The sequence below is a fragment of the Mesorhizobium sp. B2-8-9 genome, from assembly GCF_006439475.1.
Classification (GTDB): Bacteria; Pseudomonadota; Alphaproteobacteria; order Rhizobiales; family Rhizobiaceae; genus Mesorhizobium.
The window spans coordinates 1-24,363 of sequence record NZ_VFTQ01000015.1; the positions used below are offsets into that span (position 1 = coordinate 1).

At 64.0% G+C, this 24,363-nt stretch carries 27 protein-coding genes and 1 pseudogene; 4 read left to right on the top strand and 24 right to left on the bottom strand.

Annotated elements, in window-relative coordinates; all coding sequences use genetic code 11:
- Nucleotides 1–123, bottom strand: a pseudogene (locus tag FJ423_RS34220) (type II toxin-antitoxin system RelE/ParE family toxin); the annotation flags it as partial.
- Entirely contained in the window at nucleotides 120–362 is a 243-nt protein-coding gene (locus FJ423_RS18455; protein ID WP_181174832.1) for a CopG family ribbon-helix-helix protein, read from the bottom strand. The pseudogene FJ423_RS34220 and the gene FJ423_RS18455, both read right to left, overlap by 4 nt.
- On the opposite strand from FJ423_RS18455, the gene FJ423_RS33595 reads away from it, so the two are divergent.
- On the top strand, nucleotides 346–507 hold the full coding sequence (locus FJ423_RS33595) for a hypothetical protein (RefSeq protein ID WP_181174833.1): 162 nt from the start codon (nucleotides 346–348) through the stop codon (nucleotides 505–507). The two genes, FJ423_RS18455 and FJ423_RS33595, sit on opposite strands and share 17 nt — an antisense overlap.
- A 29-nt stretch (nucleotides 508–536) precedes the next feature.
- On the opposite strand, the gene FJ423_RS18460 is transcribed toward FJ423_RS33595, so the two are convergent.
- The 18 genes from FJ423_RS18460 to FJ423_RS18545 all read right to left on the bottom strand — a co-directional run bounded on the left by FJ423_RS18460 (nucleotide 537) and on the right by FJ423_RS18545 (nucleotide 17,896).
- Nucleotides 537–1,247: a tRNA (guanosine(46)-N(7))-methyltransferase TrmB gene (locus FJ423_RS18460; protein WP_140843724.1), complete on the bottom strand. Its 711-nt coding sequence runs from the start codon at nucleotides 1,245–1,247 to the stop codon at nucleotides 537–539.
- On the bottom strand, nucleotides 1,244–2,509 hold the full coding sequence (gene metK / locus FJ423_RS18465; RefSeq protein ID WP_095765968.1) for a methionine adenosyltransferase: 1,266 nt from the start codon (nucleotides 2,507–2,509) through the stop codon (nucleotides 1,244–1,246). The genes FJ423_RS18460 and metK overlap by 4 nt, the downstream gene beginning before the upstream one ends.
- Before the next feature lie 162 nt (nucleotides 2,510–2,671).
- A complete protein-coding gene (locus tag FJ423_RS18470) occupies nucleotides 2,672–3,094 on the bottom strand; it encodes a helix-turn-helix transcriptional regulator (RefSeq protein WP_140545192.1) in 423 nt (140 codons plus the stop codon).
- Between the two features lie 139 nt (nucleotides 3,095–3,233).
- Entirely contained in the window at nucleotides 3,234–4,820 is a 1,587-nt protein-coding gene (gene lnt, locus FJ423_RS18475; protein ID WP_140843726.1) for an apolipoprotein N-acyltransferase, read from the bottom strand.
- A 177-nt stretch (nucleotides 4,821–4,997) separates the two neighbouring features.
- A complete protein-coding gene (locus tag FJ423_RS18480) occupies nucleotides 4,998–5,468 on the bottom strand; it encodes a VOC family protein (RefSeq protein WP_140843728.1) in 471 nt (156 codons plus the stop codon).
- Nucleotides 5,469–5,480: 12 nt separating this feature from the next.
- Nucleotides 5,481–6,554, bottom strand: coding sequence for a hemolysin family protein (locus tag FJ423_RS18485; protein WP_140843730.1), 1,074 nt, complete (start codon nucleotides 6,552–6,554; stop codon nucleotides 5,481–5,483).
- A 27-nt stretch (nucleotides 6,555–6,581) separates the two neighbouring features.
- Nucleotides 6,582–7,079, bottom strand: a complete 498-nt coding sequence (ybeY, locus tag FJ423_RS18490) for an rRNA maturation RNase YbeY (protein WP_095765972.1) — start codon at nucleotides 7,077–7,079, stop codon at nucleotides 6,582–6,584.
- Between the two features lie 11 nt (nucleotides 7,080–7,090).
- Nucleotides 7,091–8,140: a PhoH family protein gene (locus FJ423_RS18495; RefSeq protein ID WP_095765973.1), complete on the bottom strand. Its 1,050-nt coding sequence runs from the start codon at nucleotides 8,138–8,140 to the stop codon at nucleotides 7,091–7,093.
- A 27-nt stretch (nucleotides 8,141–8,167) separates the two neighbouring features.
- Entirely contained in the window at nucleotides 8,168–9,577 is a 1,410-nt protein-coding gene (miaB, locus tag FJ423_RS18500; protein ID WP_140843732.1) for a tRNA (N6-isopentenyl adenosine(37)-C2)-methylthiotransferase MiaB, read from the bottom strand.
- A gap of 144 nt (nucleotides 9,578–9,721) precedes the next feature.
- Complete coding sequence (locus FJ423_RS18505; protein ID WP_140843733.1) at nucleotides 9,722–10,522, bottom strand: lysophospholipid acyltransferase family protein; 801 nt, start codon at nucleotides 10,520–10,522, stop codon at nucleotides 9,722–9,724.
- A gap of 26 nt (nucleotides 10,523–10,548) precedes the next feature.
- The gene (gene rimI / locus FJ423_RS18510; protein WP_140843736.1) at nucleotides 10,549–11,043 is read right to left on the bottom strand and encodes a ribosomal protein S18-alanine N-acetyltransferase; all 495 of its coding nucleotides are present in this window, start codon (nucleotides 11,041–11,043) and stop codon (nucleotides 10,549–10,551) included.
- On the bottom strand, nucleotides 11,043–11,798 hold the full coding sequence (gene tsaB / locus FJ423_RS18515; RefSeq protein WP_140843738.1) for a tRNA (adenosine(37)-N6)-threonylcarbamoyltransferase complex dimerization subunit type 1 TsaB: 756 nt from the start codon (nucleotides 11,796–11,798) through the stop codon (nucleotides 11,043–11,045). Before tsaB ends, rimI begins: the two co-directional genes overlap by 1 nt.
- Nucleotides 11,799–11,923: 125 nt before the next feature.
- Nucleotides 11,924–13,030 carry a DUF1513 domain-containing protein gene (locus tag FJ423_RS18520; RefSeq protein WP_140843740.1) on the bottom strand — a complete coding sequence of 369 codons (1,107 nt, stop codon included), beginning with the start codon at nucleotides 13,028–13,030 and terminating at the stop codon, nucleotides 11,924–11,926.
- Between the two features lie 4 nt (nucleotides 13,031–13,034).
- Nucleotides 13,035–14,108 (bottom strand): imelysin family protein, encoded by a 1,074-nt coding sequence (locus FJ423_RS18525; RefSeq protein WP_140843960.1) that lies wholly within the window; start codon nucleotides 14,106–14,108, stop codon nucleotides 13,035–13,037.
- 20 nt (nucleotides 14,109–14,128) lie between these two features.
- Nucleotides 14,129–15,730, bottom strand: coding sequence for a di-heme oxidoredictase family protein (locus FJ423_RS18530; protein WP_140843742.1), 1,602 nt, complete (start codon nucleotides 15,728–15,730; stop codon nucleotides 14,129–14,131).
- 12 nt (nucleotides 15,731–15,742) lie between these two features.
- Nucleotides 15,743–16,228, bottom strand: a complete 486-nt coding sequence (gene bfr / locus FJ423_RS18535; protein WP_095765979.1) for a bacterioferritin — start codon at nucleotides 16,226–16,228, stop codon at nucleotides 15,743–15,745.
- Entirely contained in the window at nucleotides 16,194–16,505 is a 312-nt protein-coding gene (locus FJ423_RS18540) for a (2Fe-2S)-binding protein (protein ID WP_140843744.1), read from the bottom strand. The genes bfr and FJ423_RS18540 overlap by 35 nt, the downstream gene beginning before the upstream one ends.
- A gap of 101 nt (nucleotides 16,506–16,606) precedes the next feature.
- Nucleotides 16,607–17,896 carry an imelysin family protein gene (locus FJ423_RS18545; protein WP_140843746.1) on the bottom strand — a complete coding sequence of 430 codons (1,290 nt, stop codon included), beginning with the start codon at nucleotides 17,894–17,896 and terminating at the stop codon, nucleotides 16,607–16,609.
- Between the two features lie 416 nt (nucleotides 17,897–18,312).
- On the opposite strand from FJ423_RS18545, the gene FJ423_RS18550 reads away from it, so the two are divergent.
- Genes FJ423_RS18550 through FJ423_RS18560 form a run of 3 tightly spaced genes read left to right on the top strand, consistent with a single transcriptional unit; the run spans nucleotide 18,313 to nucleotide 20,166 of the window.
- On the top strand, nucleotides 18,313–19,566 hold the full coding sequence (locus tag FJ423_RS18550) for an FAD-dependent oxidoreductase (protein ID WP_140843748.1): 1,254 nt from the start codon (nucleotides 18,313–18,315) through the stop codon (nucleotides 19,564–19,566).
- Nucleotides 19,567–19,604: 38 nt separating this feature from the next.
- Entirely contained in the window at nucleotides 19,605–19,835 is a 231-nt protein-coding gene (locus FJ423_RS18555; protein ID WP_095765982.1) for a type II toxin-antitoxin system ParD family antitoxin, read from the top strand.
- A gap of 4 nt (nucleotides 19,836–19,839) precedes the next feature.
- Nucleotides 19,840–20,166 (top strand): type II toxin-antitoxin system RelE/ParE family toxin, encoded by a 327-nt coding sequence (locus FJ423_RS18560; protein ID WP_095765983.1) that lies wholly within the window; start codon nucleotides 19,840–19,842, stop codon nucleotides 20,164–20,166.
- A 48-nt stretch (nucleotides 20,167–20,214) separates the two neighbouring features.
- Here the strand turns inward: FJ423_RS18560 and FJ423_RS18565 are convergent, their stop codons facing one another.
- The 4 genes from FJ423_RS18565 to nikC form a co-directional block, all read right to left on the bottom strand.
- Nucleotides 20,215–21,492 carry a 4-aminobutyrate--2-oxoglutarate transaminase gene (locus FJ423_RS18565; RefSeq protein ID WP_140843750.1) on the bottom strand — a complete coding sequence of 426 codons (1,278 nt, stop codon included), beginning with the start codon at nucleotides 21,490–21,492 and terminating at the stop codon, nucleotides 20,215–20,217.
- A 184-nt stretch (nucleotides 21,493–21,676) separates the two neighbouring features.
- A complete protein-coding gene (locus FJ423_RS18570) occupies nucleotides 21,677–22,423 on the bottom strand; it encodes an ABC transporter ATP-binding protein (protein ID WP_140843752.1) in 747 nt (248 codons plus the stop codon).
- A complete protein-coding gene (locus FJ423_RS18575) occupies nucleotides 22,420–23,256 on the bottom strand; it encodes an ABC transporter ATP-binding protein (protein ID WP_140843754.1) in 837 nt (278 codons plus the stop codon). Before FJ423_RS18575 ends, FJ423_RS18570 begins: the two co-directional genes overlap by 4 nt.
- The gene (nikC, locus tag FJ423_RS18580; protein WP_140843756.1) at nucleotides 23,253–24,179 is read right to left on the bottom strand and encodes a nickel transporter permease; all 927 of its coding nucleotides are present in this window, start codon (nucleotides 24,177–24,179) and stop codon (nucleotides 23,253–23,255) included. Before nikC ends, FJ423_RS18575 begins: the two co-directional genes overlap by 4 nt.
- Nucleotides 24,180–24,363 lie beyond the last annotated feature (184 nt).

Sequence of the window (24,363 nt, forward strand, 5' to 3'; positions counted from 1 at the left end):
GTCCGCACAGGAAACGATACCGGCAACCACTCGTGCCGCGGCCGTTGGATTGTCCTTTTCGATGAAAGCGCCAACCTGGTCGAGACGACGCACGGCGCGCTGGGTCCAGCGGGTCCGCTTCATCGTTCGGGCTTGACGTATTTCGCTATGACGCGGGCCAAGTCCTTCTCGCGTGCGAATTCTCCTCGATCGGCTTCGTCAAGGCCGGCCTCGATCTCGGCAAGCTGCCATTCTTCCCTGGCGACATAGTCTTCGATCGCTTGAGCGGCGACGTAGGAACGAGAGCGATTCACCTTTTCGGCCAGTTGGTCCAGCTTGGCCACAGTCTCATCCGGAAGCCGCACGGTGAAGGCGCTCATCATCCTGTCTCCATTCTGGTTCATTGTGAATGTGGTAGAACCAAAGTGGTTCGTCAACTCCGCATGCCGTGAGGCGGAGCGGCGACGCAGCGACCTGAAGAAACTCGGCATCGATCCGGCCGCTTTCGACCGAATCGGCCGCTTCTAGAGCGGCTGATTACGACACCTTGGTGCCGTCTATTTCCGGATGAAGGCCAGATAGGCCGGCCGCCGTCCTTCGCGGATGGCCTTGGCCTCGTAGCGGGTGCCTGGCCAGCCGTCATAGGGCTGGTGCCAGCCGGAAGCGTCCTCGGCCTGCCATGCGAAGGCGCCGTGTTCGCGACAGGCAAGCAGCGTCCAGTTCACATAGCTGTCGATGTCGGAAGCGAAGCGGAACCTGCCGCCGGCTTTCAGCACCCGGGCAAAGCGGTCGAGATTGGCGGCGCCGACAAAACGCCGCTTCCAGTGCTTCTTCTTCGGCCACGGATCGGGATAAAGCAAGTCGATGCCGTCGAGTGAGGCTTCCGGCAGCCAGTCGAGCAGGCGCGTGGCGTCGTCGTCATAAACCCTGAGATTGGCAAGCGGCGCCTTGGCAAGCGCCGTCATCATCTTGGCCATGCCGTTGACGAAGGGCTCGACGCCGATGAAACCGGTTGCCGGCGCCTCCGTCGCGCGATGCAGGAGATGCTCGCCGCCACCGAAGCCGATTTCCAGCTGCAGCGTCGAGACCGGTGCCTTGAACAAGGTCCTGAGATCGGCCGGCGCTTGCGCCGTCAGGTCGATCCGGTATCGGCGCAGGCCGCTTTCGAGGGCGATCGCCTGCTGCGGGCGTATAGTCTTGCCGTGCCGGCGACCGAAGAATCCTTCGGTCGCCCGGCTCGGCCTATCCTTTGCGTCCGCTGGCGTCAGGCGGCGACGGCGTCCTTGAGCGCCTTGGCAAGATCGGTCTTTTCCCAGGAGAAGGAGCCGTCGCGACCGGCCTTGCGACCGAAATGGCCGTAGGACGAGGTTTTTGCATAGATCGGCTTGTTGAGGTCGAGATGACGGCGAATGCCCGACGGCGACAGGTCCATTACCTTGCGCAGGGCATCCTCGAGCTTCGCTTCGTCCACCTTGCCGGTGCCGTGCAGGTCGACATAGACCGACAGCGGCTGGGCGACGCCGATGGCGTAGGAGAGTTGGATGGTGCAGCGGTCGGCAAGCTTGGCCGCCACCACGTTCTTGGCAAGATAGCGCGCCGCATAGGCGGCCGAACGGTCGACCTTGGTGGTGTCCTTGCCCGAGAAGGCGCCGCCGCCGTGGGGGGCTGCGCCACCATAGGTGTCGACGATGATCTTGCGGCCGGTGAGGCCGGCATCGCCGTCAGGCCCGCCGATGACGAATTTGCCGGTCGGGTTGATGTACCAGTTGCAGTCCTCGGCGATCTTCAGGTCGCCAAGCGCCTCGCGGATATAGGGCTCGACCACCTTGCGGACCTTCTTGGAGTCCCAGTTCGCATCGAGATGCTGGGTGGAGAGCACGATCTGCGTGACTTCCGCCGCCTTGCCGTCGGCATAGCGCACGGTGACCTGGCTCTTGGCGTCCGGGCCGAGCTTGCCGGCCTCGCCATTGCCTTCATGACGTGCCGCTGCCAGCAGTTCGAGAATCTTGTGGCTGTAATAGATCGGTGCCGGCATCAGGTCGGGCGTCTCGCGGCAGGCGTAGCCGAACATGATGCCCTGGTCGCCGGCCCCTTCCTCGCCCTGGCGGTCGGCGGCATTGTCGACGCCCTGGCCGATGTCGGGCGACTGGCCATGCAGCAGCACGTCGATCTTGGCGGTCTTCCAGTGGAAGCCGGACTGCTCGTAGCCGATCTCGCGGATCGCCTTGCGGGCAACCGACTTGAACTTGGCCGGGTTGACCACAGGGTGGCCGGACGCGTCCTTGAGGACGTTGCCCGCCTTGTCCTTCTTCAAAAGCGTGTCCGGGACGCGGACCTCGCCGGCGATGACGACGCGGTTGGTGGTGGCCAGCGTCTCGCAGGCAACGCGCACCTTCCACGGATCCATGCCCGTCTTCTTGGCTTCGCGATAGACCAGATCGACGATCTCGTCGGAGATACGGTCACAGACTTTGTCGGGATGACCCTCGGAGACGGATTCCGAGGTGAAGAGATAGTTCTGCCGCGTCACGGGTGTCCCCTCTTGAAAAGATCGGCAAGCTGCCGATTTTGGCGCGCCACGTGTTAGCGGTGCCGGGCGCCGCTCGTCAAGCGGCGCGACGGATCTGGCATGAATGTAGGCAAGGTCGGCTATGCCACCGGCGGCATGAAACCGCCGGCGGCATCAGGCAAATCAATCGGCGTCCTCGGCGGAAAGCGCCTTCACCAGATCGATGATCCTGCGGCGCACCTTGACGTCGCCGATCTTGACGAAGGCCCGGTTGAGCTGAAGCCCTTCGGGACTGCCGCAGAATTCAATGGCGAACGCCATCGAGGAGTCTTCGGCAAATCCCCTGGTGCCGCCGGCGGGCTCCTCGCCCGGAGCATCCTCGAAGAAGAAGGCGACAGGAACGCTCAGGATGGAAGCGATCGCCTGCAGGCGGCTGGCGCCAACCCTGTTTGTGCCCTTCTCGTACTTCTGGATCTGCTGAAAGGTGATGCCGAGATTTTCACCCAGCTTTTCCTGGCTCATTCCAAGCATATTGCGACGCAGCCGGATGCGGCTCCCGACATGGATGTCGATCGGATTCGGCTTCTTCTTGTTCTCTTCTGTCATTTTTTCCTCGCCGAATTTTTCCGGCTTTTTCTATTTGTTCCGCCCATATGAAGCCGGAGCCACCTGCCCCAACAGAACCCTCCAACCGACTTCGAGAAAATTTTAGGCGTTACAGTATGAGTTTCTAATGTGCCGACTGTCAATTCACCCGTAGCCGCTGCCTTACATTCAGTGTGAAGGCAATCAGCGCAAACAGCAACATGATCAGCAATCCGTTAATGCGTCGCTGTTCGGCGGGCAGGAGGGAGCGCCCAGAAACGGGCACATGCGCGTCGATAGCGCCGCGCGCGTCGACGGCAAGCGCATCGACAATGCGCCCGCGCGAATCGACGACGGCCGATATGCCATTGTTAGCCGCGCGCAACAGAGGCATTCCATTCTCCGCTGCGCGAATCTGCGCCTGCCTGAAGTGTTGATACGGGCCTGGCGTGTCGCCGAACCATGCGTCGTTGGTGACGTTTACAATCAAGTCGGCGGATGCAGCGTCAGCAGCAACGAGATCGGGAAAGATCACCTCGTAGCAGATGAACGGAGCGGCACGCAGGCCGCCCGGAATGCCGATCGGATGGCGTTCGTTGCCGGCGGCGAAATTCATCGGCCCGGCAACAAGCTGGCCTATGCCCAAGCGTTCGAACAGGTCAGCGAAGGGCAGATATTCGCCGAAGGGCACCAGATGCACCTTGTCGACGGCATCGACGATCTCGCCCTTGTCGTTGATCGCCACGACGGAATTGTAATAGCGGCTGCCGGCATTGGCCGATCCGCCCTCTTCGCGCACGACACCGGCTATCAGCATCTGGCCGTCGGCCAGCATGTCCCCCAGCGCCGTCAGCGCGTCCGGACGCTCGGTGAAGAGGAACGGCACCGATGTCTCCGGCCACAGGATAAGCTGCGGCTTGGCATGGCCCTGTTCCGGCGCTTTCCCCGATATCCCCAGCAAAGTCGCAAAGATGCGGTCGCGCACCGAGGCATCCCATTTCTCGCTGAGATCGACAGCGGGCTGAACGATGCGAACGTCGATCGCGCGGCTCGATTCGACCGGTGCCGCAAGCCTGACATAGCCGAAGCCGACATGGGCGGCGACGAGGAGGACAAACAAGGCGAGGCCGAGCTTGAGATGGCGGCGCGCGGCGATGAGCGCCGGAAGCGAAAAGACAAAGACCGCGAGCGCATTCATGCCGATCATGCCGGTCACCGATACGCTCTGCATCAGGAGCGGCACCGGCATTGCGGCATAGCCGACGGCATTCCACGGGAAGCCGGTGAAGAGGAAATCGCGCAGCCATTCCGCGAGCCCGAAGCCGAAGGCTAACGCCGCGATACGACCGATATCGCTGCTCCAGAACAGCCGCGCCACAACCGTGGCGAAACCATAGAAAAAGGCCAGCGCGAACGGGATGCCGACAACGGCGAAGGGCAAGGCCCAAGCGAACGTATCGGCCTCGACCAGCAATGCCTGGCCGATCCACCAAAGACCGGCCAGGAAATAGCCGAAGCCGAACCACCAGCCAGCGGCGAAGGCCGGCCTCAGGCGCCTCAACCAGCCATCTGACGCCTCGCCGGTGGCGCCGTCGAGCAGCCAGACAAGGACCGGAAACGAAACGAAGCAGACGGCGAAGAAATCGTAAGGCGCCTGGGCAAGCACCGCCAGCGCTCCGGCGGCAAACGCCACCAGCGCCCGCCGCCACCCCCACAGCAGAATTATCCGGCCGGCAAAGCGCTGCATCAAGCTTCCCAAGTCGCGCGAATCAGGGAGCTAGAGGTTTAACAGGCTGCGCCGCCCGATCCAAACCCAGATAAGCGCAGCCTGATGCGCCGTCGCGCTATATCGGTATCCCGCCACAGCTCTTTGCCTTAGCCGCATTTCTGCAACGCCAAGCGATTCCGGTTGGGTGCAAAATGCTCAGTTGTGCCAGCCCTCGATCCGCAGGCCGCTCAGCCGCTCGGCCTCGTCCTTCGGGACAACGCGCACGGTCTGGCTGAATGTCCAGACATGACCCTCGGGATCGCGGGCGCGGTATTGGCGCTCGCCGTAGAAATGATCCGTCGGTCCCTGAAGAATTTCCGCGCCGGCCGCACGTGCCTTTTCGCAATGAGCGTCGAGATCTTGCCGCAGCCGGATATAGACGGCCTGGGTGTTCTTGCCGCCGACCGAGGCCGGTCTGGCGACATGCTCGGCCCATTCGCAATCGACGATGATGTAGCCGTCGCCGAAACGCATTTCGGCGTGGACAAGCCGGCCGTCGGCGTCGCTCACCACCATGCTCGGTTCGAAGCCGAAGGCCGCCTGCAGCCAGGTCAATGCGGCGCGCGGATCTTTATAGAAGACGCCTGAGCCGAGAACGGCATGCTTGAAAGGATCGTCGACGGGCATGTCGCGACGGTGTCAGGCCTGCTCGGTGCGCGCGGCACGGCGGCGACGCTCGCCTTTCTGGCTCTGCACGATGCGCACGCGCTTGACGCGGCGCGGGTCGGCGTCGAGCACGTGGAACTCGAAACCTGGGATGGCCTGCACCACTTCGCCGCGAGCGGGGACGCGGCCGAGCGTGTTGAAGATCATGCCGCCGATGGTGTCGACATATTCGCCATGCTCGCCGGCGGCGAAATCCTCGCCGATCATCTTGGCGACCTCGTCGATCTCGGCTTTGCCGTCGACGACGAAGACGCCGTCGCCGGTCTGCGTGATCATCGGCTCGTCGTCGTCATGCTCGTCCTCGATGTCGCCGACCACCATCTCGACGATATCCTCCAGCGAGGCGAGGCCGTCGGTGCCGCCATACTCGTCGATGACCAGCGCCATCTGCGTGCGGGTCGTCTGCATGCGCCCCATCAGGTCGGAGGCAAGCATCGAGGGCGGCACGAACAGAACCGGACGGATCAGGCTGAGATCGCCGATGGTGCGCGCGAGATCGACCTGCGCGAGGTCGAGCGCCGTCGTCACCGGCGCCTTCGCTCTGCTGCGGCCCTTCTTGACGCGGGCGAGCTTGGTGATGTGGGCGAGCACGTCGCGAATGTGAACCATGCCGCGCGGATCGTCCAATGTCTCGGAATAGACCGGCATGCGCGAATGGCCGGACTGCTCGAACAGCCCAAGCAGATCGCCAAGTGTCGTGTTGATCTCGACCGCCTCGATGTCGGCGCGCGGCACCATGACGTCCTCCACCCGGACTTCGCGCAGGCGCAGGATGTTGTTGAGCATGGCGCGTTCGCCGGGCGAGAAGGCGCCGGCATCGGTCGCCGTTTCGGCAAGCGCGCCGGCGATTTCCTCGCGCAGGCTGGTGCCGTTGCGGTGCCGGAACAGGCCAAGCACGCGGTCGACAAGGGAAGGACCGGCATGCGTCGGCTCAGCGGCCGCGCTGCCGGTCGGAATACTCGGACTTGAGCCCTCTTCCGTCTTTTCGGAAGACTTGGCAGCACTGCCGGCGTCCGGACGGGCGGCAGTTTCTGGTGTGTCGTTCATCGCCATCGGGTCAATTGAGCTTTTTTGTTACGCGTAGGGATCGGGAATGGCAAGTCTCGCAAGCGCCGCGCGCTCGATCGCTTCCATCTCCTCGGCCTCGGCGTCGGTCTCATGATCATGGCCCAAAAGATGCAGCAGGCCATGGATAACAAGATGGGTGATATGGTTCGCAACCGGCTTGTCTTCCAGTGCCGCCTCGCGAGACACCGTCTCGGAAGCCAGCACGATATCGCCCAGCATCGGCGGCAGCTTGCCGCCTTTCGAAAACGAAAACGCCGGGAAAGACAAGACGTTGGTGGGCTTGTCCTTGCCGCGCCATTCGGCATTGAGCGCCTGGATATGGGCATCGTCGGAAAAAACGACGCTGAGCTCGGAAGCGCCGCCCGCGCCGGTCTCGGCAAAAGCGGCCGCAACGGCGCGCTCGACCAGACGCGTCAACTCGGCTTCCGCGGGCCAAGCGCCGGCCTCGACGAAAATATCGATGTCGACCGGGGTTCCGGCAGAGGATTTGTTGTCTGCAGCCATGCGGCCTTTGATCAGCTTTCGGCGCCGAGGCCTCGCGCCAGCTTGCCGTCGCGGTCATAGGCCTTGACGATCTCGGCGACCAGCGGGTGGCGCACCACGTCGCCTTCGTTGAAGCGGACCGTGACGATGCCCGGGACGCCGTCGAGGATGCGCAGCGCCTCGACCAGTCCCGACTTGGTGTTGGGCGGCAGGTCGATCTGGGTCGGATCGCCGGTGACGATCATGCGCGAGTTCTCGCCGAGACGGGTCAGGAACATCTTCATCTGCATCGGCGTGGTGTTCTGCGCCTCGTCGAGGATCACCGCCGCATGCGCCAGCGTGCGGCCGCGCATGAAGGCCAAGGGCGCGATCTCGATGACCTCGGCGGCGATCGCCCGCTCGACCTTGTCGGCCGGCATCATGTCGTAGAGCGCGTCATAGAGGGGCCGCAGATAGGGGTCGACCTTCTCCTTCATGTCGCCGGGCAGGAAGCCCAGCCGCTCGCCGGCCTCGACGGCCGGGCGCGACAGCACGATGCGCTCAACCATGCCGCGTTCGAGCAGCATGGCCGCATGCGCGACCGCCAGATAGGTCTTGCCGGTGCCGGCCGGGCCGATGCCGAAGACCATTTCCGAGCGCTCCAGCGCCCGCATATAGGCGTCTTGCGTCAGCGACCGGGCATAGATCGTCTTCTTGCGCGTCGCGATCTGGGCGGCCGAAACCTTGCCCTTGCGCTCCAAGGTGGGCAGCGTCAGCTGGTCGTCGGCGGCAATCGCCATGCGCACGGCGCCGTCGACATCCGACTGGCCGATGTCGACGCCCTTCTGCAGGATGCCGTAGAGCGTATCCAGCGCCCGGCGCGCCTGCTCGGCGGCCGGAGCCGAGCCTTTGATCGCAAGCTGGTTGCCGCGCGAACGGATATCCACGCCGAGCTTCTGCTCGAGCCGGGCCAGATTCTCGTCGAACTGACCGTAAAGGGCGCTGGCAAGCTTGTTGTTGTCGAAGGTCAGTACGATGTGCGCCATGTCGGAAGCCCCGGACGCCTGGTTCGGGGGCGGATTCTTCAGTTCAGCAGCGCTCAACCGTCTCTCCTCATCTGCCGAGGCCCGTCAGGCCAGTTCGGCGAACAGGCTATTGTAGCCGGTCCTTGTGATTCGTACGTCGATAATGTCACCGATTCCGCCGGCCTTGTCGTCAACAATAACGGGCTGCAGCCAGGGCGAACGGCCAACTTTCTGCCCTGCCTGCCGGCCAGGCTTCTCGATCAGCGTGCCGATGGTCCTGCCGACCAGGCTCAAGCCGAAATCCTGCTGCTGCCTGAGAAGCAGAGCCTGCAGAGCCTGCAGACGCTCGTCCTTCACCGCTTCCGAGACATGGCCATCCATTTCGGCGCCCGGTGTGCCGGGGCGCGGCGAATATTTGAACGAGAAGGCCGAGGCATAGTTCACCTCGCGCACCAATTTCAGTGTCGCTTCGAAATCCTCATCCGTCTCGCCGGGGAAGCCGACGATGAAGTCGCCGGACATGGCAATATCGGCGCGGGCGGCGCGAATGCGCTCGATGAGCGCCAGATAGTGGCGCGCCGTATGGCGCCGGTTCATCGCCTTCAAAATCCGGTCGGAGCCCGACTGTACCGGCAGATGCAGATAGGGCATCAGCGCCGGCAGGTCCCGATGCGCGGCGATCAATTCGTCGTCCATGTCGCGCGGATGGCTGGTGGTGTAGCGCAGCCGCGCCAGGCCGGGGATTTCCGCCAGACGAAACAGCAGGCGGCCAAGGCCCCATTCCTCGCCATTTTCGCCGATGCCGTGCCAGGCATTGACGTTCTGGCCGAGCAGCGTCACCTCGCGCACGCCGGCCTCGGCGAGGCGCTCGGCCTCGGCGACGATCTGCGCCACCGGGCGCGAAACCTCGGAGCCGCGCGTGTAAGGCACCACGCAGAAGGTGCAGAACTTGTCGCAACCTTCCTGCACCGTCAGGAAAGCGGTGACGCCGCGCCTGGCTAGCTCGGCGCGCTTCGGCTGCGGCAGATGCTCGAACTTGTCCTCGACGGCGTATTCGGTCTCGACGATCTTTTCGCCGCCACGGACCCTCGCCAGGACGTCGGGCAGCCGGTGATAGGTCTGCGGGCCGACGACCAGATCGACCGCAGGCGCGCGGCGGATGATCTCGGCGCCCTCGGCTTGCGCCACGCAGCCGGCTACGCCGATCAGCAATTCGCGGCCGGTCTCGGCGCGTTCGGCCTTCATGTCGCGAATACGGCCAAGCTCGGAATAGACCTTTTCCGCCGCCTTTTCGCGGATATGGCAGGTGTTGAGCAGCACAAGATCCGCATCTTCGACGGCGTCGGTGGCGACATAGCCGTCGGCCGCCAGCGCATCGGTCATGCGCTGGGAATCGTAGACATTCATCTGGCAGCCATAGGTCTTGACGAAGACCTTTTTCGCCGTCCGGTCCGTGCCGGCCGAGTGCTCGGCGGCAGCGCCGATGCCGTGGCTTTCAATCGTGTTCAAATCCATCGGGCGGCTTCTAGCGCCTTTCCTTGACAAAAAACAGACGAATCTGCCTGAAGCAGGTCGTCCCGACAGGACGCGCTTCAGGTCTTTTTCTTTATGTATGTCGTTATCCCAAAACCGCTACGCACTTTGGGCGAAATGCATCGGCTACCGGCTCTTGGCCGGGTCGGCGAGGACGGCCTGCATCATCTCGCGCACCCTGGCTTCCATCAGCCGTGCCGTTTCCTTGCGGTTCGAGCCCTTGGAGAACGGCACAGGCTCGCCGAAATGCACCTCGGCATCGATCGCGCCTTCGGCAAGCAGGGTTCTCAGGTGCGGCATCAAATCCTGATCGCCGATCCAGGCGGACATCGGCCGATGGCGGCGGCCCATCGGCATGCCATGCAGGCGCGTATAGGCGATCGCCACGGGCTGGATGAAGACCTGGTCCGCCGCACCTTCCGAAATCGCCATCGAGGCGGCGCCGAAGAGCGTGCTCTTGAACGGCAGCACAAGGTTGCCGTCCCCGGTCGAACCTTCGGCGAACAGCACCATGGCGTCGCCTTTTGCCATCCTTTTGGCGATCTCGCTCGCCTGGTCGCCGGAGGTGCGCTTGCGCTCGCGCTCGATGTAGACGGTGCGCTGCAACTTGGACAGCATGCCGATCAGCGGCCAGCCTTCCATGTCGGCCCTGGCGATGAACTTCACATCGACAAAGGAGCCGAGCACCATGATGTCGGTCCAGGAGATATGGTTGGCCGCGATCAGCAGCGGACGTTCCCTGGCCAGCGCGCCCTTCACATGCACCCGCATGCCCAGCGCCCTCAGGATCATGCGGTGCCAGATTTTCAGGATGAAGATCTCGGGCCAGAGTCCCGTCTTCATCGACAGGATCTGCAGCGGCACCAGCACCAGTGAACAGACGACGACATAGAAGAGCGCCAGGAAAATCCGCAATTTCTTGATCATTCGCTCCGCCCTATCGCGCGGACTGGCTAGCGAAGATCGCGGCGCATGACAAGCGCGCCGGTCGGACCCTGCTCGGTCGAACGGTAATAGTTCGGGCGGTGACCGACCTGGATGAAGCCGAGCCTGCGATAAAGCGCGATCGCCGGCGCATTGGTCTCGTCGACCTCGAGGAAGAGCGCTTCGGCGCGCTGCGCATGAAGCTCGCGCAGCACCGCATCCATCAATTGCCAGCCAAGACCCTGCCGGCGATGCGTGCGGGCGACGGCCACGGTCAGGATCTCACCCTCGCCGGCCGCGAGCCGCGCCAGCACGAAACCGACCGGAGGTTTCGATCCCTGCCCTGTCTCGCGCGCGGCGTAGCCGAACACCGTGTCCTGCTCGAGCAGCGCTGCGAACTCGCCATCGGTCCAGGGCCGCACGAAATCCTCGCGATGCAGCTCCGAGACGGCGGCGCTGTCGGCAACCGTCAGCGGTTCCAAGGCATATTCCCTGCGGCGCGGCTGAAAGAACGGTATGCGCATCAGGCGTCGTTTCCTTTTGGACCACGACTTTTCCGCAAAACCGCCTCCCCCTTTTTGGGATCATGGTCTTCCTTTGGACTGTTGTCCTGTCTTGGAAGAATGAAGCCCGCCTGCGGCTTGGCGTCGGCGCCGCGCAGATAGAGCGGCTTGGGCTTTTCGCCCGGCCCTCTGGCCGACGCCAGCCTGGCATAGGTCGCGATGTCGGCGGTGGCGGCAACCGGGCCGGTGTCGAAGGCCCGTCCCGCCGCTGCGGCAATCTGTGGCGCAGCGCTGCCGACAAGGACGGCATCGGCGCCGTTGGCCATGATCGCCGCCACGGAAAGCGTGGCAGCCGAAGGCCCGTAAGTTTCCGCTAACGCTTTGTCAAAGAGCGCCGCGTGGATTTCGTCGCGGCCGGCATCGAGCGCGGCAAGCACCGCGCGCCCGGGAAAGATTTTCGCCCCCTCCGCCGCCAGGGCTTCCAGCGTCGTCACGCCGATCGCCGGGATTTTCAACGCCAGCGCCAGGCCGCGCGCGGTCGAGACGCCGACGCGCAGGCCGGTGAACGAGCCGGGTCCGATCGAGACGGCGACGGCGTTGAGATCAGGGTAGCCGACGCCGCCGGCTTTCAAGGCCGTCTCGATGACGGCCATCAGATGCTCGGCATGCCCCTTGCCTAGGTCGCGCACTTCGCGGCCAAGCTCCTTCCCCGCGCCCGCGTCATAGACGCAGGCGGCGCAGAGATTGGCGGCGCAGTCGATGGCAAGCAGCTTCATACGGGCAGTTTCATAGGCCGGTTAACGAACTGGATCGAAACACAATTCCCTCTGCCCGGCATAGGCCACCGCCGCAAGGGCCAGGGCGGAGAAATGTTAAGCGGCTTCGCTTCTACGCGCCGCGATCACGCCGTCGCGACAATGCGTAGCATGTGGTTGTCCCAGACATAGTCCGGCTCTGAACGGGTGGCGCCGGCGCCACTGACGATTTCGCCGGCGCCGGTCGTCGCCATGAAGCCGGCGCCGTCGGGCGCGACGCCGCAGACCTCGACCAGCGCTCTTGTCGTGACCACGCGTCCGCTGGCGGCATCGATGACGGCCAGCGAATTGCCCTCCGGCGAGGTGACGGCGACCGTGCCCGTTGCGCCATTGGCGGCGACCGAGCCGATATAATTGCGCAAGCCTGAGAGCACGTCCTGCGGCATTTCCAGGAGCTCGAGCTCCCTGCCGCGCGCGGCGCGGCCGACCAATGCCGGTCGGTCGGTCGCCGGCCCGCGATACTGGCAGCCGAACCAGACGGTGCCCGCCTGGTCGCGATCCATGTGGCGGATCGAAAGCTGATGCAGCGCCGGCGGCAATTCGTGCTTTTCGATAAGGTCGCCGGTGATCCGGTCGACCAGTGTGTAGGAGGGCTTCATCGTCGCGATGTTGAGCTCGGCGCGGCCATAGTCGGGATGGGTTTCGATGCCGCCATTTGCGACGGCTAAAGTGCGGCCATCGCCAAGCAGGAGCAGCTCATGCGGCCCCATGCCGTAGGTCGGGAACTCGCCGACGCGATTGAATTTCGCCCGCGCGTCATAGACGCCCACGACACCTGCCGCGTTGTCGAAGTCGTTCTCTGTCGCATAGAGCAAGGCGCCGTCGGGCGAGAACACGCCGTGGCCGAAGAAATGCCGGCCGGCGATGCTGGCGATGGTCAACGGCTTGTCGCGGCCGGCATGGTCGAAGACCACGGCAAAGGTGCCGGGCTGGCGGGCGAAGACCACCGAGCGCTTCGACACCGGATCGAAAGTGACGTCATGGCCGCGATCGGGCAGACCGATCGTGTGCAGGATTTTCCCCGCCTCGGAGAGCACGGCGGCGCCAAAACTGCCGTCGCGCTTGACGAAGGCCGTGGCGAACACCGCGTCCGCGGCAAGCGTGTCCGCCCATGCGCGCGGCGCCATGGCGGCGGCGAAGCCCACGCCCGCGGCCCGCAGGAAATCGCGGCGGTCGATGAGGGCGGTTCTCACGGCATCAATCCCCATCCAACGACGAGAAGCCGGCGGTCAGGCCGAACTCGGCGGTCATCCTGGTGCCGATCAAGGTCGACAGGCTGGAAGTGATCAGCGCGAAATGCTCGAGCTTGCCGCGCAGCGCGGGGTCGGCGAGCGCCTTGTCGATCGGACCGGCAACGGATTTCGCTGTCGTCACGCCGTTGCTGAGCTGGATGTGGATGGACTCTGCCATCCATTGCGCGTCGGCGGGCAGCGCGTCGCCGAGCCTGGAGGCCTGGAACAGCTGGTCGATGCCGGAGAGATTTCCGGCGAGCGAGGCCGTCGTGTTCTGCGAGCGCCAGTAGATCGCCTGCTTCGGCTTGTCGGCATCGGGTTTCGCGCCGAGAAATCCCTTGAGCCGCACGTCGCGGATCATTTCCAGCTCGTTGATGAAGACGCCGACCAGTTCCGTCACCGCTTCGTTGCCGTCGCGGTAGAGCGGGTTCTCCGGCCCCGGATTGCCCCAGACCGACGCAAAGCCGCCGGGCTTTTGCCAGGCGTCGCGCACCTCGCCCGCCATCGTTTCGATATTGCCGGCAACCGCCGCGCCATAGGCGCAGCGGTAAGGATCGTCTTTCCCGGCAAGGGATTCGGCGCCGTCGCCGTAGAGCACATATTCGAGCGCGCCCAGGCCCTGCATGGCGACGCTCTTTTGCGCCAGTTGCGCCGGATCGGTGGCTGATGGGTCCTTGGATGCGAGCGTGGACTGCACTTGCCTCAGGCCGATGCTCTTGCGGTCCGGCCAATAAAGCATGCGCTCCAGCCGGTTGTTCTCCTTGATCGGCCCGAAGGCGATGACCTCGGCCACCGACCAAGCCTCGACGGTGCCTGAAAATGCCGCGCGAGCCGCTTCGAGCTTCTCCTTGGACGGCGTTTCGCAAAGCTGGTGCATCGCCTCGGTCAGGCCCGCCGCATGCTCATCGAGGCCGGCATAGGCGGGGCGGACGAAGCCGTCGATCGCGCGGCCGATGACATCGGAAGCGTTGACCGCGGCTGATGCCGGCATCAAGGCGGCCAGAAGGAACGGAAGAGCAAGGGCCATGCGTTTCGACATCAGAGCGACGCGTTTCGACATCATAGGGACTCCAGGAATTTGATCAGCGCGTCGCGATTGGCCGCGGCGGCACCGACAAAGCGGTCGCGCGCCTTCTGTCCCTCGCCGCCATGCCACAGGATCGCCTCGGCAAGCGTACGGGCGCGGCCGTCATGCAGGTAAAAGGCATTGCCGTTGACCGTCGCGGTAAGCCCGATGCCCCAGAGCGGCGGGGTGCGCCATTCGCTCCCCGTGGCTTCGCCCACCCGCTGCCCATCGGCAAGATCCTCGCCCATGTCGTGCAGCAGGAAGTCGGAATAGGGCCAGATCAGTTGGAAGGCCTGCGCGTTGTCGGGCGTGCCGCGCATGGTGACGAATTTCGGCGTGTGGCAGGCAATGCAGCCCATCTCGTAGAACTGCTTTTTGCCGGCAAGCACATCAGGCTTGCCGATATCGCGCCGCGCCGGCACGGCTAGGTTCTGCGAATAGAAGGTGACGAGGTCCATCACCGGCGGCGGCGCCTCGGCCGTGCCAAGGCGTTGCTGCACCCCGTTTGGCATGGCCAGGCAATCCGTCTGCGCCTCGGTGCAATCCCCCCAATGCTTCGGCACTTCCGGCGTCGAGATGCCGATATCGCCGGCAAAGGCGTCGGCCGTTTGCTGGCGGATCGAGGCGGTCTGCGCCTTCCAGCCGAAGCGGCCCAAGGTCACCTCGTCGCTCAGCTCGTCGCGCACCATGTTCGGCCTGCCCGAGATCCCGTCACTGTTGCGATCGTCCGGATCGGCATTGGCGAGAATATCGGCCGGCGCGATCTGCTCGATCAGGCCCAGCCCGATCATCGGCGGCGTCAGGCGCGGCGACAGCGTGGTGCGCGGATCGAGCGGACCGTAGCCGAGATTTTCGATCGTATAGCTCGGCTTGCGCAGTGAAACGACGGCACCGTCGCCGAGCGTAACTTTTTGCTCCTGATAATCGACGCGCATCCGGCCTTCGCCCCTGAGCCCGGGAACCGCAAGGTCCTGCAGTTGCGCGCCATAGACGGGATCGGGAAAGTTCAGCAGCTTATGATCGGTGAGCGCGGCCCTTTCCTCGGCGCTGCCGGCATCGCGCGCGAGTCTCAGGAACATCGATGTCGAGCCGGCATCGCCTTCCGGAGGACGCCCGCGGCCATCCTTCAGATGGCAGTTCTGGCAGGCGCGTTCGTTGAACAGCGGTCCGAGCCCGTCCGAAGCCTGGGTCGAGGACGGCGACGACACCCAGTTCTTGCGAAACAGCGCGTTGCCGAGCTTGAAGGTTCCTTCTTCCTCGAAGGTGATATTGGCGGAGGATTGTGAGAAGGCATCGCGGTTGATGTCCTTGCGCGAGGTGCCGGCGCCGCCCTGCATCAGCTCGAACGGCTCCGGTCTGGTGAAATCGGCCGTTGGCCTGGTGACCGCCAGAACCCGCGCCTGGTCCTTCGGCGTCAGGTCGGTGCGGCTTGTCGGCAGAGCGGCGGGCTCACCGGCCAAGGCGGATGCGGAAGGCATGATCGCCAGCAAAAGCCATGCCCCGCGACCAATCCGGTATCGCGGGGTCTTTTGGGACGGCAAGCCGTGAATCCCGGCCCGCCACGCGCGGCGCGAAAAATCTACGGGGCGCCGCATTCCCGCATGTCCTTACTCCGCCTCGTTGGCCGAGTCGGCATTGAGCTGGCCGTATTTTTCCTCGCCGATCGACGCAAGCAGATCGAGCTGCGTTTCCAGGAAGTCGATATGTCCTTCCTCGTCCGCCAAAAGATCCTCGAACAGCTTCATCGAAACGAAATCGCCTTCGTCCTGGCAGATCTCGCGCGAGCGCTTGTAGGCGGTGCGCGCGTCATATTCGCCGGCGAGATCGGATTCGAGCACTTCCTTGACATTCTGGCCGATGCGCAACGGCGCGACGGACTGCAGGTTCGGGTGACCCTCGAGGAAGATGATGCGCGCGATCAGCCGGTCGGCGTGATGCATCTCCTCGATCGATTCCGCCCGCTCCTTCTTTGCCAGCTTGGTGTAGCCCCAGTCCTCGAGCAGACGGTAATGCACCCAGTACTGGTTGACGGCTCCAAGCTCCAGAAACAGAGCTTCATTAAGCCGCTCGATGACCTGCGGTTCGCCTTTCATGGCTTCTGCTCCCGTATTGGCCGCGCAAGCCTCGCACGCGATCCAGGTGTGAAACGATGTCCACGCCCCCCACCTCTGAGCGGGCGTGGTAATTCTCGGTGACCCGAATGATCGTTTCCACCACATTTGGGAAACAGCCGCAACAGCGACCGCGCTTGGCCATCGCGTGGTAGACCTTAGCGGGCACGATCAGCTGCCAGGGATCCTGATCCAGCAGGCCGACGATCGTCTGCTCGATCTCCTTTTCGGTGATGATGTTGCAATGGCAGATCAGCATCTACTTGCTCTGGCTGACGGCGCCGTTCCGGCGCCGCTTGGCTGGTTTCTCAATTGAGCATGATCTTGTCCAAAAACCGGCTTTTGGGATCATGCCCGATCTTACTTGAACACCTTGTCGGGCGCGTCGAGGCTGTCGGAACCCTCGAAAGCGATCTGGTTCAGCTTGAGCGAGCCGACGGCGCGCTCGATCGACTTGGTCTGGTCGATCAGGGCGTCGATCGCCCCCTGCACGGTAGCGTTGCCTTCCGTGTTGCCCTCGGCGATCTGCTGGTCATAAGCCTCGCCGGCAAGAGCACGCGCCTGAATGGCCGCCATCTTGGCGACGGTGGTGTCGAGCTTGCCCGACAGTTCCTTGTCGATCGCCGGATCGGCCGCCTTCACCATGTTCGACACCGACGGGCCCGAAACCACGGAACCGTCGAGCCGCTTGTAGCTGGCATGGTAGGCATCGCGGATGCCGACCGCGTCATAGAGATGCGAGATGTAGGTGTTGTCGGAAAAGCAGTCGTGCTCCTCTTCCGGGTCGTGCAGCAACAGGCCGAGCTTCATGCGCTCGCCGGCGAGCTCGCCATAGGAGAGCGAGCCCATGCCGGTGAAGATGGTGGAGATGGCGGCATTCGCATCGCCCTCGGTGAGGTTCTTGCGCGCGGCGCCGTCTTCCTTCCAGTTGCCGACCATTTCCTGCAGGTCGGACACCAGAAGATCGGTCGCCGATCTCAGATATTCGGCGCGGCGGTCGCAATTGCCGCCTGTGCAGTTCTTGAGGTCGTAGTCGGTAAAGGGCCGCTCGCCGGCGCCCGGCCCGGTGCCATGCAGGTCCTGCCCCCAGAGCAGGAATTCGATGGCGTGATAGCCGGTCGCGACATTGGCTTCGACGCCGCCGGCCTCCTGCAGCGTGCCGGAGAGGAACTCGGGCGTCAGCTTCGAGGCATCGACCTTCTTGCCGTTGATCTCGATTTCCTTGTTGGCGATGACGTTGGCCGTATAGAGCGCGTTTTCGTCCGACTCGGTGCCATAGCTCTTGGCGACATAGTCGATCAGGCCCTCATCCAGCGGCCAGGAATTCACCTTGCCTTCCCAGTCGTCGACGATCTTGTTGCCAAAGCGGTAGACTTCTGTCTGCTGGTAAGGAATGCGCGCCGCCTTCCAGGCCTTGCGCGCGGCGTTCAGCGTGTCGGCCGAGGGACTGGCGACGAGCGCATCCACCGCCTTGTCCAGCGCCTGCGCAGTGGTCAGCGAATCCTCGTATTTGGCCAAAGCGATGTCGGCATAGGTCTTGATCACCGCCTTGGCGTCGGTCTCGGCTTTCGCCGGCAACACGAACACCGCCGCCGTCAGTGCAGCCGTGGCGCAGATCGCGGCCAGCCTGCCGCCATTACGTGCCGTCATCATCCTTCTCCAGTTCCTTGGAAATTCAATAAAAGGCGCCCACCCGCGCCGAGGCATAAGCATGCCGGGAAAAATGGTGGCCGCGCCAATGCGCGGTTCGCGATGAAAAGACACCCACTTGCCTCCAATCGAAAGGGTTCAAGGCCCAGACATCAAAGGAATGCGCTTTGAGCGCAGCTCTCCATAAAGCGATGGAGAGGCCGGGAGTCAACTGGTGAGAGACAAAATATACAATTGAAACAACAGTTTAGAATTATTCTAAACTACAAATGTCAACTTTAAGCTCGGTATTGCCTCGCTGGGCCCGATTGACAGACAGCCATTCTGGGTGCGACCCGATGCGCGGCCCTTGCGGCGGTGACGGACAATCGCCACTTGGCGCAAGGGCCTAAATTTGCTGACCAAAAAGGATTGCGATGACCAACGGGGTTGTGATTGTCGGTGCGGGCCATGCCGGCGTGCAGGCCGCCGCCAGCCTGCGCGAAGAGGCCTATGAAGGGCCGGTTGTCCTGGTCGGCGACGAGCAGGACCTGCCCTATCACAAGCCGCCGTTGTCCAAGACCTTCATCAAGGACGCCGAGGCCAAGCCGCAGCCCTTGCGCGGCGAAGCCTTCTACACTGGCAACAACATCGACTACCGGCCGGGAGTGCGCATCGACAGCATCGATGCTCGCGCGAGCCGGCTGAATGTCGCAGGCGGTGGAACGCTTGCCTTCGACCGGCTGGTGCTCGCGACCGGCTCGCGGCCGCGCCTGCTCAAGCTTGACGGCGCCAGCCTTGCCGGCGTGGTCTCGCTGCGTTCGCTGGCCGATGCGCGGGCGATCCGCGAGCTCAGCGCGCAAAGCGAGGACGTGGTCATTCTCGGCGGCGGCTTCATCGGCCTGGAGATCGCGGCAACGCTGAGAGCGGCCGGCCGCAACGTCACCGTCGTCGAGGCGGTCGATCGGCTGCTCGGCCGCGCCGTGGCGCCAGTCATCGCGGCGCATGTGCGCCAGCGCCTGGAGGCGATCGGCGTGCGCATCCTGACCGGCACCACCATTGCCCGCCTCGAGGGCGAAGGCGGCCGCGTCTCGGCCGCGATCACCTCGGGCGGCGAACGCCTGCCGGCGCAGATGGTGATCATCGGCATCGGCGTGGTGCCCAATGTCGAACTGGCTGAAGCCGCCGGTCTGGCTACCGGCAACGGCATCCGCGTCGACCAGCATATGCAAAGCTCTGTTCCCGAAATCCTCGCCATCGGCGACGCGGCCTCCTACCGGCACTGGTTTACCCGTGGCGACGTGCGGCTGGAATCGGTGCAGAACGCCACCGACCAGGCCAGGCTTGCCGCACGCACCGTTCTCGGCCATGGCGAGCCCTTCTCGGCCGTGCCATGGTTCTGGTCGGATATCGGCGACATGAAGCTGCAGATGGTGGGCCTGACCCAAGGCGGCGATCACCATGTCGTGCTGGGCGATCTCGCCGAGAACAGGTTCTCGATCTACCACTATGCGGGCAACCGGCTGCTCGGTATCGAATCCGTCAACCGCCCGGCCGACCACATGCTTGGCCGCAAGATGCTCGGCGCCGGCTTCTCGCCGACGCCGCAAACGGTGGCAGGCGGGCCGGATGCGCTGAAGGCGGCGCTTGCGGCCTTCAGTCGGGACGAACCGGCAAGGGCGAGCGCGTAGAGATTGCCAATTTTTGCCATAGATCATAAAGTGGCTGAATGAGCACGATGAACATTTCACTGCCGGACAGCTTGAAGAATTTTGTCGATCAGCAAGTGACTGATCGAGGCTATGGCACGAGCAGCGAATATGTGCGTGAATTGATCCGCCAGGATCAGGATCGTCAACTTTTGCGGAGCTTGCTCCTGGAGGGTGCGTCATCCGTGCCGGGCGCGCCCGTTGACGACGACTATTTCGCAGCGTTGAGGAAACGAGCGCAGGGCCAATAAGTTAGTGGCCACCAAGCCAATTATTCCTCGAAGCCTTGCTCTGCGCGATATCGAGGACGCTGTCGATTATTATGCACGTGAAGCTGGTTCGCACGTGGCGTTAGGCTATGTCGAGGACCTTCAGAATGCCTACAAGTTAATAGCCAGCCACCCGGCATCAGGCTCTCTGAGATATAGTTATGAAGTTGGGTTGCCCGGCCTACGCAGCCTGCCGCTCAAGCGTCATCCATATTTGATCTTCTATATTGAACAGGCAGACCACATCGATGTGTGGCGCGTGCTTCACGCCAAGATGGATATCCCATCCTGGTTACAACATCCGGGCTCCTGACGGCTTGCGCGCGCCGGTGCAGACCGTCAGAAGAGCACCGCACCATCCTCAGGCGGCCCGCGCCTCGCGGATCGAGGTTTCCAGGATATCCAGCGCCTCGGTCATGACGCCGTCCTGGATGGTGATCGGGGACAGGAAGCGGATGACGTTGCCATAGACGCCGCAGGTGAGCAGGATGAGGCCCTTGTCCAGCGCCTTCAGCCTGACCGCGTTGGCGAACTCCGCTGACGGAAGCCCCTTCTGCACGTCGTTGAACTCGACGGCGTTCATGAAGCCTGGACCGCGGATGTCGACGATCTCCGGTACGTCCTCGCGGATCGATACCAGCCGCTGCTTCAGCCGCGCGCCCAGCGCATTGGCGCGGTCGCAGAGCTTTTCCTCCTCGATGACGTCGAGCACTGCGTGCGCGGCGGCAACGCCGATCGGGCTGCCGCCATAGGTGCCGCCGAGCCCGCCGGGGCCGGGCGCGTCCATGATCTCGGCGCGGCCGGTGACGGCCGACAGCGGGAAGCCCCCGGCGAGGCTTTTGGCCATGGTGGTGAGGTCGGGCGCCACGTCATGATGATCCATGGCGAACATCTTGCCGGTACGGGCAAAGCCGGTCTGCACTTCGTCGGCGACCAGCAGGATGCCGTGCTGATCGCAGATCTTGCGCAGCGCTGCCATGAAATCGCGCGGCGCCTCGTAGAAGCCGCCCTCGCCCTGAACCGGCTCGACGATGATGGCTGCAACGCGGCCCGGATCGACATCGGCCTTGAACAGCTTGTCGAGCGCGGCAAGCGAATCGGCGACCGAGACACCGTGCAGCGCCACCGGGAACGGGGCGTGGAAGACATCGGCGGGCATGGCGCCGAAGCCGACCTTGTAGGGCACGACCTTGCCGGTCAGCGCCATGCCCATGAAGGTGCGGCCATGAAAGCCGCCTGAAAAGGCGATGACCGCCTGGCGGCTGGTGGCGTTGCGGGCGATCTTGATGGCGTTCTCGACCGCCTCGGCGCCGGTGGTGACGAACACGGTCTTCTTGTCGAACTTGCCCGGCAACAAGCCATTCAACCGCTCGGCGAGATGCACGTAGCTTTCATAGGGTACGACCTGGTGGCAGGTGTGGGTGAAGCGGTCAAGTTGCGCCTTGACCGCCTCGATCACCTTCGGGTGGCGGTGGCCGGTGTTGACGACGGCGATGCCGGACGAGAAGTCGATGTAGCGGCGGCCTTCGACATCCCAGATTTCCGAATTCTCGGCGCGTTCGGCGTAGATCTGTGTCGTCATGCCGACGCCGCGCGAGATCGACTGGTTCTTGCGTTCGGAAATGGCTGAATTCTTCATCTCATCCCTCAATCGGGCCATCCCTCATCGAGACTGGGCCCGTTCTCGTTTGATGCCGTTGAAATCCCTTCTGGCCTTATTTCACGTTTTGCTCAAGTCGGCACGTAGTCCAGTCAATTGGGCCTGCCCCAGATAAAGTCCTCCCCGGTACACCTGGGCAGGGACGCGGCTTGGCAATTGCGGGCTAAACCCTCACAAATCCTTCGCTGGCCCTCAACAGATTGCGCGTATAATCCTCGCTGACGCGATGGCCGATCAGCTGGCTCGCGGTCAGCGTCTCCACGGCCTCGCCGTTCTGCATCACCATCAGCCGCTCGCACATATGGGTGATGATGGCGAGGTCGTGGCTGACCATCAGGAAGGTGAGCTTGCGGCGCCGCCGGACCTCCTCCAGCAGGTTCAGCACCTCCGCCTGCACCGAAGCGTCGAGCGCCGAGGTCGGCTCGTCGAGCAACAGGATCGAAGGTTCGAGGATCAGCGCACGCGCAATGGCGACGCGCTGGCGTTGGCCGCCGGAGAGCTGGTGCGCGTAACGAAAGCGGAAGCCCTTGCCAAGCCCTACCTCGTCCAGCGCGCGCTCGATGCGCTTCTCGCCGTCGGCAATGCCATGGATCGCGAGGGGCTCCTGCAGCAGGCGGTCGACCGTCTGGCGCGGATGCAGCGAGCCGTACGGATCCTGAAAGACCATCTGCACCTCGCGATAAAACGCCTTGTCGCGGGTTTTGCCGAGCGTCTTGCCCCTGACGGTAATGGTGCCCGAGGAAACCGGCGCGAGACCTGTGATGGCTCTCAGCAGCGTCGACTTGCCGGAACCGCTTTCGCCGACCAGCCCGTAAGACTCGCCTTCCCTGACTTCGAGGCTGACGCCCTTCAGCGCGCGAAACCGGTCGAAGACTACTTCCAGCCCTTCGACAGTGATGGAAGCCGTCATGCCGCCCACTCCGGCTTGCGGTCGAGCACCGGCAGCGGATGGCGCTCGAAGCCGATCCTGGGCATGCAGTTGAGCAGGCCGCGCGTGTAAGGATGCTGAGCGTCGCGCAGCTCCGAAGCCTTGATCTGCTCGACCACCTTGCCGGCATACATGACGACGACGCGGTCGCAGAAGGAGGAGACCAGGCGCAGATCGTGCGAGATGAAGATCAGCCCCATGCCGCGCTCGACGACGAGCTTGTCGAGGATATTGAGCACGTCGAGCTGCACGGTGACGTCGAGCGCCGAGGTCGGCTCGTCGGCGATCATCAATTCGGGTCCGGTGACCAGCATCATGGCGATCATGGCGCGTTGGCCCATGCCGCCCGAGACCTCGTGCGGATAGAGATCGAAGACGCGGGCCGGGTCGCGGATCTGCACCGCCTGCAGCATCGCCAGCGCCCGTTCGCGCGCTTCGGTCTTTCCTACCTTCTCATGCGTGCGCAGCGTCTCGACGATCTGGCGGCCGATGGTCATGACCGGATCGAGCGAATATTTCGGGTCCTGAAGGATCATGGCGATGCGGTTTCCCCGCAGCGCCCGGCGCTCACGCGGCGATATGGAAAGCAAGTCCATGCCGTCGAAAGCGAGCTTCTTCGCCGAGACCTCAGCCTGCGGCGGGGTCAGCCCCATGATGGCGCGGCCGGTCTGCGATTTGCCGGAGCCGCTTTCGCCGACGATGCCCAACCGCTCGCGACCGAGCGAGAAGGAGACGCCGCGCACCGCCTGCACGAGGCCGGTGCGGGTCGGGAAGGTGACGCGCAGATCGTCGACCTCGAGAAGCGTGTCGCTCATTGGTCGCCACTCCGGGGATCGAGCGCATCGCGCAGGCCGTCGCCGAGCAGGTTGAAGCCGAGGCTGACGATGAGGATGGCCGCACCTGGGGCTGCGGCCACCCACCACTGGTCGAGGATGAAGCGGCGTCCGGACGCGATCATCGCGCCCCATTCGGGCAACGGCGGCTGCGCGCCGAGACCGAGGAAGCCAAGGCCGGCGGCGGTCAGGATGATGCCGGCCATGTCGAGCGTGACGCGGATGATCAGCGAGGAGATGCAGAGCGGCATGATGTGGCGCAGCACGATGCGGAAGGGCGAGGCGCCCATCAGCTGCACCGCCTTGATGTAGTCGGAATTGCGCACCGTCAGCGTCTCGGCTCGCGCGATGCGCGCGTAAGGTGGCCAGGAGGTGATGGCGATCGCCAGCACGGCGTTCTCGATGCCGGGGCCGAGCGCGGCAACGAAAGCCAGCGCCAGAACCAGCTTGGGAAAGGCGAGGAAGATGTCGGTGATGCGCATCAGGACCGTGTCGGTCCAGCCCCAGGCATAACCGGCGATCGTGCCGACCAGAAGGCCGATAGGCGCGGCGATGATGGCGACGAGGATCACCACATAAAGCGTCCAGCGCGAGCCATACACGATGCGTGAATAGATGTCGCGGCCGAGGTCGTCGGTGCCGAACCAGTGCGCGGCGCCGGGCGCCAGCAGTCGGGCATTTTTCAGATCGCCGACGGTCGGCGAATAGGGCGCCAGCACATCGGCAAGGGCGGCGACCACCAGCAGCGCGATGATAATCAGCATGCCAACCAGCGCCAAGCGATTGGCGGAGAAGCGGCGCCAGGCGACATAGGCGCGGCCGAGCCTCGCCTGCAGGCGCGAGGCCGGTCGGTCGCTCAGCAGCCATGCGCGACGGGAGAAGGCGCCGGCGTCGGCGGCGGTCATGACAATGCCTCCTGAAGTAGTCGGCCCCCACTCCGGTCTGCTTCGCAGACCACCTCTCCCCCGTTCGACGGGCGTGAGGAAAGGCGCCAAGCGTGCGACCGGCTTGTCCTCTCCCCCAGGCACGAGGAGAGGTGGCCCGAAGGGCCGGAGCGGGGGTGGTTGGCCGCGGCCAAGCCCAAAACGG